Source organism: Rhizobium sp. RCC_161_2, assembly GCF_041355235.1.
Taxonomy (GTDB): Bacteria; Pseudomonadota; Alphaproteobacteria; order Rhizobiales; family Rhizobiaceae; genus Rhizobium.
In genome coordinates, this window is record NZ_JBFUPL010000001.1 from 912,954 (window position 1) to 922,139 (window position 9,186).

The 9,186-nt window shown below is 59.6% G+C and carries 8 protein-coding genes and 1 pseudogene; 6 read left to right on the forward strand and 3 right to left on the reverse strand.

Features of this window, described 5'->3' with window-relative positions:
• Positions 1 to 42 precede the first annotated feature (42 nt).
• The 3 genes from groL (at position 43) to AB6803_RS04120 (ending at position 2,375) form a co-directional block, all read left to right on the forward strand.
• Positions 43 to 1,677, forward strand: coding sequence for a chaperonin GroEL (groL, locus tag AB6803_RS04110; protein ID WP_371107666.1), 1,635 nt, complete (start codon positions 43 to 45; stop codon positions 1,675 to 1,677).
• Between the two features lie 74 nt (positions 1,678 to 1,751).
• Positions 1,752 to 2,135, forward strand: a complete 384-nt coding sequence (locus tag AB6803_RS04115; protein ID WP_371107667.1) for a hypothetical protein — start codon at positions 1,752 to 1,754, stop codon at positions 2,133 to 2,135.
• 72 nt (positions 2,136 to 2,207) lie between these two features.
• A complete protein-coding gene (locus AB6803_RS04120) occupies positions 2,208 to 2,375 on the forward strand; it encodes a hypothetical protein (protein ID WP_371107668.1) in 168 nt (55 codons plus the stop codon).
• A gap of 75 nt (positions 2,376 to 2,450) precedes the next feature.
• Here AB6803_RS04120 and dctA read toward each other — a convergent pair whose 3' ends face one another.
• Positions 2,451 to 3,797 carry a C4-dicarboxylate transporter DctA gene (dctA, locus tag AB6803_RS04125; RefSeq protein ID WP_371107669.1) on the reverse strand — a complete coding sequence of 449 codons (1,347 nt, stop codon included), beginning with the start codon at positions 3,795 to 3,797 and terminating at the stop codon, positions 2,451 to 2,453.
• A gap of 272 nt (positions 3,798 to 4,069) precedes the next feature.
• On the opposite strand from dctA, the gene AB6803_RS04130 reads away from it, so the two are divergent.
• The 3 genes from AB6803_RS04130 (at position 4,070) to AB6803_RS04140 (ending at position 7,357) form a co-directional block, all read left to right on the forward strand.
• Positions 4,070 to 5,284, forward strand: a complete 1,215-nt coding sequence (locus AB6803_RS04130) for a LysR family transcriptional regulator (RefSeq protein ID WP_371107670.1) — start codon at positions 4,070 to 4,072, stop codon at positions 5,282 to 5,284.
• A gap of 184 nt (positions 5,285 to 5,468) precedes the next feature.
• Positions 5,469 to 6,356, forward strand: coding sequence for an amidohydrolase family protein (locus tag AB6803_RS04135; RefSeq protein ID WP_371107671.1), 888 nt, complete (start codon positions 5,469 to 5,471; stop codon positions 6,354 to 6,356).
• 362 nt (positions 6,357 to 6,718) lie between these two features.
• Positions 6,719 to 7,357: a TetR family transcriptional regulator gene (locus AB6803_RS04140; protein ID WP_371107672.1), complete on the forward strand. Its 639-nt coding sequence runs from the start codon at positions 6,719 to 6,721 to the stop codon at positions 7,355 to 7,357.
• A gap of 181 nt (positions 7,358 to 7,538) precedes the next feature.
• Here the strand turns inward: AB6803_RS04140 and AB6803_RS04145 are convergent, their stop codons facing one another.
• Together AB6803_RS04145 and AB6803_RS04150 are read right to left on the reverse strand one after the other, a co-directional pair.
• On the reverse strand, positions 7,539 to 8,630 hold the full coding sequence (locus AB6803_RS04145) for a porin (RefSeq protein WP_371107673.1): 1,092 nt from the start codon (positions 8,628 to 8,630) through the stop codon (positions 7,539 to 7,541).
• Between the two features lie 454 nt (positions 8,631 to 9,084).
• Positions 9,085 to 9,186: pseudogene (locus tag AB6803_RS04150) on the reverse strand (bifunctional methylenetetrahydrofolate dehydrogenase/methenyltetrahydrofolate cyclohydrolase); the annotation flags it as partial.

Below are 9,186 nucleotides of genomic sequence, written 5' to 3' on the forward strand. Positions count from 1 at the left end.
ATCTCCGACCCCACAATTTGAAGACTGAACTGGATAAACGTCATGACCGCCAAACAAATCAGATTCTCCGCCGATGCACGCGATCGCATGCTCCGCGGCGTCGAGCTGCTCAACAATGCCGTCAAGGTGACGCTAGGCCCCAAGGGCCGCAATGTCGTGATCGCCAGCACCTATGGCACTCCGCGCATCACCAAGGACGGCGTCACCGTCGCCAAGGAAATCGAGCTGGAAGACAAGTTCGAAAACATGGGCGCGCAGATGGTGCGCGAGGTAGCCTCGAAGACCAATGACCTTGCAGGCGACGGGACGACGACTGCGACGGTGCTCGCCGCCTCCATTCTGCGTGAAGGCATCAAGCTCGTCGCCGTCGGCATGAACCCGATGGACCTCAAGCGCGGCATCGACATTGCCGTTGCTGCCGTCGTCAAGGAAATCCAGGCGCGCGCCAAGAAGGTCCAGTCCTCCGGCGAGATCGCCCAGGTCGGCACCATCGCCGCCAATGGTGACGCAAGCGTCGGCGAGATGATCGCCAAGGCAATGGACAAGGTCGGCAACGAGGGCGTCATCACGGTCGAGGAGGCGAGAACCGCCGAAACAGAACTCGATGTCGTCGAGGGCATGCAGTTCGATCGCGGCTACCTCTCGCCCTATTTCGTCACCAATGCCGAGAAGATGCGCGTCGAGCTTGAGGATCCCTACATTCTCCTCCATGAGAAGAAGCTCGGTAATCTGCAGGCGATGTTGCCGATCCTTGAAGCCGTGGTGCAGAGCGGCCAGCCGCTGTTGATCATCTCGGAAGATGTGGAAGGCGAAGCGCTGGCGACCCTGGTCGTCAACAAGCTGCGTGGCGGCCTGAAGGTCGCGGCCGTCAAGGCGCCAGGCTTCGGCGACCGCCGCAAGGCGATGTTAGAGGATATCGCCATCCTCACCGCCGGTCAGGTGATCTCCGAGGATCTCGGCATCAAGCTCGAGAATATCACCATCGACATGCTGGGACGCGCCAAGCGCGTGCTGATCGAGAAGGACACGACCACCATCATCGATGGTTCCGGCGAGAAGGTAGCTATCCAGGCGCGCGTCCAGCAGATCAAGGCGCAGATCGAGGATACGACCAGCGACTACGACAAAGAAAAGCTGCAGGAACGCCTGGCGAAACTTGCCGGCGGCGTCGCGGTGATCCGTGTCGGCGGCGTGACCGAGATCGAAGTCAAGGAGAAGAAGGACCGCATCGATGACGCTCTGAACGCCACCCGTGCGGCGGTCGAGGAAGGCATCGTGCCCGGCGGCGGCGTGGCACTGCTGCGCGCAAAGTCGGCTCTGACAGGTCTGACGGGCGAAAATGCCGACATGACGGCCGGCATCTCGATCGTGTTGCGGGCGCTTGAAGCTCCGATCCGGCAGATCGCCGACAATGCCGGCGTCGAGGGCTCGATCGTTGTCGGAAAGCTCATCGAGAGCACCGATCACAATCAGGGCTTCGACGCACAGACGGAAACCTATGTCGACATGGTCAAGGCCGGCATCGTCGATCCCGCCAAGGTCGTGCGGACCGCTCTGCAGGACGCCGGCTCGATCGCAGCACTTCTCATCACAGCCGAGGCAATGATCGCCGACATTCCGGTAAGAGATTCCAACGCAACGGCCGGAAATGGCGACATGGGTGGCATGGGATACTGACGCCGGCGTCTGCACCGCTCGGCCAGCCTGGCCGGCGGCGGAACCCGAACAACCCCTAGACAAGGAAAATTGCCATGGCCATGCAAAGCGCATCGATCGCGCAGCGTTTCGAAAGCTACCAGCCATCCAAGACGCTGCTCGTATGGGCCTGCATCGCCACGGCGGTCGCCACCATGATCGTCGGCTTCAGCTGGGGCGGCTGGGTGACGGGCGGCACGTCGCGCACTGCGGCGGCAACAGCCGGCGTCGTTGCGCGCGGGGAACTGGCATCCGCCATCTGCGTCCAGCGCTTCAACGCCGCACCGGATGCGGCCTCGAAGCTCATCGAGTTCAAGGCCATTCCCGACAGCTACAAGAAGCGCCAGTTCGTCGATACGGGCGGTTGGGCGATGATGCCTGGCCAGACCACGTCGGACAGCCGCAATGTCGAGGGCTGCGCCACTGCTCTCGCCTTGTGAGACCTCTTTTCTAAAGCGCCCCGACTTCGCACGGGGCGCTTTTTTTCAATTTGTCAGATCAGGAGAATGACAATGATCCGTTTCGAGAAAAAAACCGATCCGAAGCCCTTGCCGAAGGACGTCGAGGACAAGCGCCCCGACAAAATCCACGAAACAGCAGTCGAAGAGCCCAAGAAATCCGGCGCGGACGGCGCACGGTCCCGTGCACGGCAACCGACTGAAGACGACCGCCTTCTCTGACAGCATCTCGCAGAGGCTCATTCGCTCTTGGAATGCATCCGGATTGCACGGATAAGCGAGACGATATGTCCTTGATCACCCGGCGGTAAGGTGCCGGCGCCGCTGGGATGCTGTGCCGATCGTTTCGGCGAGGCGAGTTTCGTCGATCGCCCCTTCCCACCTCGCAATGACGATCGTCGCAAGGCAATTACCGATCAGGTTCACGAAAGTCAGCCCCTCGGCCAGGATGCGGTGGATGCCCAGGATAAGTGCGATGCTCGCAACAGGGATGATGCCCGTGGTGTTCAGCGTCGCCGCCAGCACGACAAATGCGGCACCCGCCACGCCCGCCGCACCCTTGGACGTCAGCAACAGCACCGCGATCAGACCAAGCTCGTGCCAAAGGGTCAGATGCGTGTTCGTCGCCTGGGCCAGAAACACCACCACCGTCGTCAGGTAAAGGCAAGTGCCGTCGAGATTGAACGAATAGCCGGCGGGCACGACGAAGCCGACGACGCTCTCCTCGCAACCCACGTCCCGCATCTTCTGTATGACGCGCGGCAGCACCGTCTCGGTGGAGGTCGTCGCGGCGACGATCACGATCTCCTCACGCATATAGACCAACAGCTTCCAGAGGCTGACGCCCACCCAGCGCGCGACCAGCCCGAGCACGATCGCGGTGAAAAGCGCACAGACGATAAAGAACTCCACAATCAATTCGCCGAGCGCGAGCAACGACCCCGATCCGAACTTGCCGACCGTGAAGGCGATCGCACCGAAGGCGCCGATCGGCGCGAAATACATGATATAGCCGACGATCTTGAAGAAGGCGCTCGACAGGCTTTCGATCAATGCGAAGGCCGGTTTTCCACGCTCGCCGATCGCGGCCAGCGCGATCCCAAACAGCACCGAGACGAACAGAACCTGGAGTACCTCGCCCTCGGTGAAGGCGGAGGCGTAGGTCTTGGGGATGATATGCAGCAGGTAGCCGGAGATGCTTTGCTCATGGGCGGTCGCAATGTAGCTGGCGATCGCCTTGGTATCGAGCATCGCCGGATCGATGTTCATGTCCGCGCCCGGCCGCCACAGATCGGCCGCTACCAGGGCGAATACGAGGGCAAAAATGGTGATTGCCTCGAAATAAATGATCGACTTTAGCGCAAGCCTGCCGACGCGCTTCATGTCCGTCATGCTGGCAATACCATGCACCACCGTGCAGAAGATCACCGGCCCGATCATGATGCGGATAAGGGAGATGAAGGCATCGCCGAACGGCTTCATCGAAGCTCCGAACTCCGGCCAGAAGTGACCGACAATCACGCCAGCCGCCGTGCCGATCAGCACCTGGAACCAAAGCTGGCCGGCAATACCGAAACGCGTCGACTTGGGCGTCAACGGCGGCGTCTTCACGTCACTCTGCTTCTCGCTTACGAGAATATCCATAATCTCTCCTCCCCTCATTTCAAGTTTCCTCAATCGAAGACACCGGTCATCGAACAGCTTGCCTTTCGCACCGTCCGCCACCCCGCTCCGATCGGGTATCGCGTCGTCCCGGATAGATGCTCGATGTCGAGCGCCTTCAGCCGGCATTCGCAAAATCCTCACCCCCGCCAAAGAACCCTCCAGCGAGCAATTCCCCTATAGCTGCCTGCCATTGCCCCGCGACGCCACACGGAATCTTGTCCTGGATATAAGCTGCTGCTATAGATGCTCACATGGTTTCCACCTTCGATTTGAGTTTGCGCCACCTCGATGCGGCACTGGGGGTGCTGCGCCAAGGGAGCATCAACGGTGCTTCGGCCACCGTGAACCTCTCCCAACCAGCATTGACGCAAGCGCTGGCCAAGCTGGAAGCGCTGCTCGGCCACAGGCTCTTCGATCGCCAGCCGAGCGGCGCGTCTCCGACGCAGGCGGGCCAATTCTTCCTTGCCCGCGTCGAACGGGGGCTGGAGCGCATCATCGACAGTGGGCGCAGACTGCGCCGTTCGGCGCGGCTGAAGCCAATCGCTTATCTGGAGCGCCTGGTGTCCATGGGACAGCTTCATGCGCTGGCTGCTGTCGAGAAGGCCGGCAGTTATTCCCTGGCCGCCCGTGAGATCGGCCTCTCACAGCCATCCGTGCATCGGGCGGTAAAAGAACTGGAGGCGATCCTCGGCTTGCCCCTGGTTTTCCGGGCGGGCCGGTCCATGCGGCCGACTCCGGCGGGTATGCGGCTGGTTTCGGCGATCCGGTTGATGGCGGCTGAGCTCCAGGCTGGTCTCGACGAGTTGGCCGCACTGGAACAGGCGGGCGCCGGTACCATCAGGATCGGCGCCCTGCCCCTCCCGCGGGCTGGATTGCTGCCGGAAGCGCTCGCCGGATTCACGCGCAATCATCCCTATACCGCCATCACGATCATCGAAGGACCTTATTCCGATCTGCTGGCAGCGCTGCGCGGTGGAGAAATCGACATGGTGGTCGGCGCGCTTCGCGATCCGGCACCGACCCGCGATATAATGCAACGATCACTGTTTGAGGACGACCTGTTCATCGTCGCACGATCTCGCCACCCGCTTGCCGGATCCAATGATCCGGATCCAGCAGATCTGGCGAACTATCCCTGGGTGATCGGCGCGCGCGGGTCGCCCATGCGCGCACGGTGGGAGGCGCTGTTCATCGAATCGGAATTGCCGGCAAGGCGGATCGAATGCAGTTCCATCCTGATGGCGCGCTGGCTCCTGCTCGATGGCGACTGGCTTGCCCTGATGTCCACTGATCAGTTTCGGATCGAACAGGCATCGGGGCTGCTCACGCCGATCGGAGGTCCCGTTCCGGGCTCCCGCCGTCAGATCGGCGTGACCATTCGTGCCGACTGGCTGCCGACGGCCGCGCAGGCCGACCTCTTGGCCGAATTGACCGCCGCCGGCGCAAAGCGATCTTCAGGAATTTGAATAGCCCCTGACCGCTTTCGATACGCCCATGTGCTGACATCCTGGGTAGAAACGACGCGGGAGAGACGGTGACGATAGCTCTGATTGGATTTGGTGAAGTGGCAAAAGCCATTGCGCAAGACTGGGAAAATTCCCGGCGACCTCTCTTTCACGGTTTCGACACACATTTTAAAGCGAGTGGCCTATGAGTATCTTCACGATGGACGCCGATTGGCTCTGCTTCGACCCGGCACCTTCGAAGCCGATCTTCCAAACACCGGCCGGTGCGGTCGACGCGCATTGCCACGTCTTCGGACCTGGCGATATCTTCCCCTATGCGCCGGAGCGCAAATACACCCCCTGCGATGCCGGCAAGGACAAGCTGTTTGCGCTCAGAGATTTCCTTGGCTTCGAGCGCAACGTAATCGTGCAGGCGACTTGTCATGGCGCCGACAACCGCGCGCTGGTCGATGCACTTCGCGCCGCCGACGGACGGGCCCGCGGCGTTGCGACGGTTCGCCCCGACGTGACCGAGGAGGCGCTTGCCGAGATGGATGCGGCCGGCGTGCGCGGCGTACGCTTCAACTTCGTCAAACGGCTCGTGGATCCGAAGCCGGATGCTTACTATCACGGCATCATCGAGCGCATCGCACCACTCGGATGGCACATCGTCATCTATTTCGAGGCGGCAGATCTTGAAGAGCGCTGGGATTTCTTCACCAGCTTGCCCACCACGGTCGTCGTCGATCATATGGGCCGGCCCGATGTCACGAAACCAGTCGATGGCCCGGAATTCGGGCGCTTCATGGCTCTGATGGAGCGCGACAACATCTGGTCCAAGGTCAGCTGCCCGGAGCGCCTTTCCAAGAGCGGCCCGCCGGACTATGACGATGTCGTCCCTTTCGCGCGCACTCTGGTCGAGCACTTCCCAGACCGCGTGCTGTGGGGTACCGACTGGCCGCATCCCAATATGAAGAATCACATGCCCGATGACGGGGCATTGGTCGACTTCATCCCCCGCATCGCGCCGACCGAGGCGCTGCAGCACAAGCTGCTCGTCGACAATCCGATGCGGCTCTATTGGCAGCTCTAGGGTCCCGCTCGTGTCTGTTCGAGCGGCTTTCCGCATGATCCTCGCCCGTCGCGAGCAAGGCAGACAGATGTCGAAGTCGCATAGACGCGAATCGCAGCGTTGGCCGCGCCGCTGCTATCACATGCGCCGGCGGAATGAGCCGAGTTGGTGGGATTGGTCTGGCAGATGCTTGAAAACGTCTGCCGCTGGGTAGGGATATGAGACGCAGCCCTGTTGCGATCCCCAAAAAATGTGCGGAGCATGCGACAGTCGGCCGATGCTACGACATAAGCAATATTGTCAATAAAATAATCGACGCTATGACTATAATGTGAGGCTTCGGTCAGGGGGGCGCTTGGAAATTAGTTTTGGCGGAGAATTAGATGAGACGCACAAAGGAGGAAGCGGCGGAGACACGGCGTGTAATATTGCACTCAGCGGAGACGTTGTTTCTCGACAACGGGTATGAAAATGTCACGCTGGAAGAAATAGCCGTCGCCGCTGGCGTCACACGCGGAGCAGTTCACTGGCATTTCAAAAATAAGCAGGGCCTTCTGCTTGCGGTCCGCGACGAGGCGCGACGGCCATTCAGGGAACTTGCAGAGCGGATATCGCACGAGCACCCGCCCAATCCACTTGAACTGGTCCTGGACACGATTTCAACAATCTTCGCTGACCTTCAAAATGACCCGCGCAGACGCGGGATGCTGAAGGTTATCATGTATCTCGATATGTCGTTCGCAGACTGTGAGACAGACAGCGGCACGTCTTTCCGACATGAAATGCAGGAAAACTTTGCGAGGATTTTCTGTTCCATGAGCGAAGCGGGCGCGTTGCCCTGTCCATGGACGCCGGAGACCGCCGCTTCCGCATTGACTGCGGCAATTGGCGGACTGGTCTATGAATGGGCTCTCGACAAAGGCGACTTTAACCTGGCGCCTTGCGGGCAAGCTCTTATCAAAATGATCCTGAGCGCCTGGTTTCCAGAGCGTGAGTTACAGGACATGGCGGCTGCTACGTGAACTCGAGACGAACTCATCGAGATCAGGCAAACTGGCTAATTAAGTGTGCAAATAAGAAGGATCCGGTAGGGAAAACCGGATCCTTCCGTCTTTGATCGGAGGTCAACCGATCAATGTAAGAAGCCTGGCGGATTGGAAACGACAGGCTTCTCTTACCCGGCACGGGGCCGGATAATTTGGATTAGAAGCTGCGCTGGAAGCGCAGGATACCGGCCCACTGGTCATCGTTGACCGAGTCAAAGTTGGTGTAGGAGACTTCCGGCTCGATCAGGAGGTTCTTGACCGGGTTCCACTTGACGTTCGTGGTCGCGGCAAAGATCTTCGAGTCGGTGTAGGCGAGCTGCAGGTTCCACTTCAGCTTTTCGTTGATCGGAACGCCAACGCCGCCCCAAACTGCCCAATCACCCCAGCCGCACTTCGACTCATCATTAACCGGGCAAGCAGAACGATCAAGGTTCGTGCCAGCATACTTGTTGAGCTTGTCGCCATCCGTGTTCCAGCCGCCCATCAAGAAGGCCGAGAAAGCACCGAAGTCAGCATCGACACGAGCCTTGATGGCGCCTTCTTCGACGATGGAGTCATAACCGCCAACGACCTTGAAGGACCATGCGCCGGTCTTGTAGCCGATACCAGCAACAGCGTCCGGAGCGTAGTGGTTTTCCTTGTCGACGGACCACCAATCAGCGCCGTAGGAAGCATCCGAACCGCTAGAGTTGGAGTCTTCGACCGAGATCACAGCCGTGAAGCCGTTGCCGGCGTCGTAGTTGTAGGTCAACTGGTTGAGTTCGTACGGACCGTCATAGATCACGTCGTCGTTGATGACGTCGCCAGCATAGCCAGTAAACGAGATGTACTGGGAGTCTGCCTTACCAACGAGGAAACCACCGAGGCTGATGTTGGCGAACAGCAGCTTCGTGCTGGTCGAATTGCCGTCATTCCAGTCCCAACGGAAGACAGAATTGGTCTTCAGCGGACCGTATTCAGTGTCCGTTGCGGTATCAAGGCTCAGTTCTGCGCGAGTATGCCAGAGCGTACCCGTGCGGTGCTTCGGGTTATAGGCATCGTACCACTGGCCTTCCGTACGAACCATGCCGCCGATTTTCAGGCAGGTTTCGGTGCCCGGGATGAAGAAGTAGCCAGTGCCATATGCGTCGCAGATGCGGACGTATTCCAGCGGCTCCGGTTCAGCAGCGACGATAGCATCGGCTGCATGCGCCCCTGAAACTGCTGCAAGCGAAGCAGCAGAGCTGATCAGAAGACTTTTCAAATTCATGGTGAACTCCTGGTTGTATTATGCACTTCAAACGTCCCCGCGAGCACAGAGATACGGTCGCCGCTTGTGAAAGCGACGTCATGTAAATGCGATCGAATAAATCCCCGATACGCTCCCCAGTGCCGGAGCCAGGCCCATCGGACCTTCTCCATTTCCCTCACGGCAACTGCCTTGAAGTACCCCTACCGATCCGGCCGAATCTTCGACCGCAAGACAGATTATGTCCTAACCATGACTTACAAACGGACGGTATGTTTGTCAATTATATGAAGTGTACTTTACCATCTCCCGTAGCCGTCGTTGCTAAAATGCAACTATCAGCGCCGGTGGCGGCGCTATCGATGACCAGGGGGAAATAGACGTGTCCGGATGCTGACAATGGAAGCTGCAGGCCCGCATGCCATCCGACAAGCTGGATAAGATATGCGCACCGCAACCCATTCGACGAGAGAGTCTAAAACCGTGGCGCCGTCTTGCCGGCAGCCCGATGAGCGGCAATGACGGTATTGGCCATCAGCATGGCGATGGTCATCGGCCCGACACCACCGGGAACCGG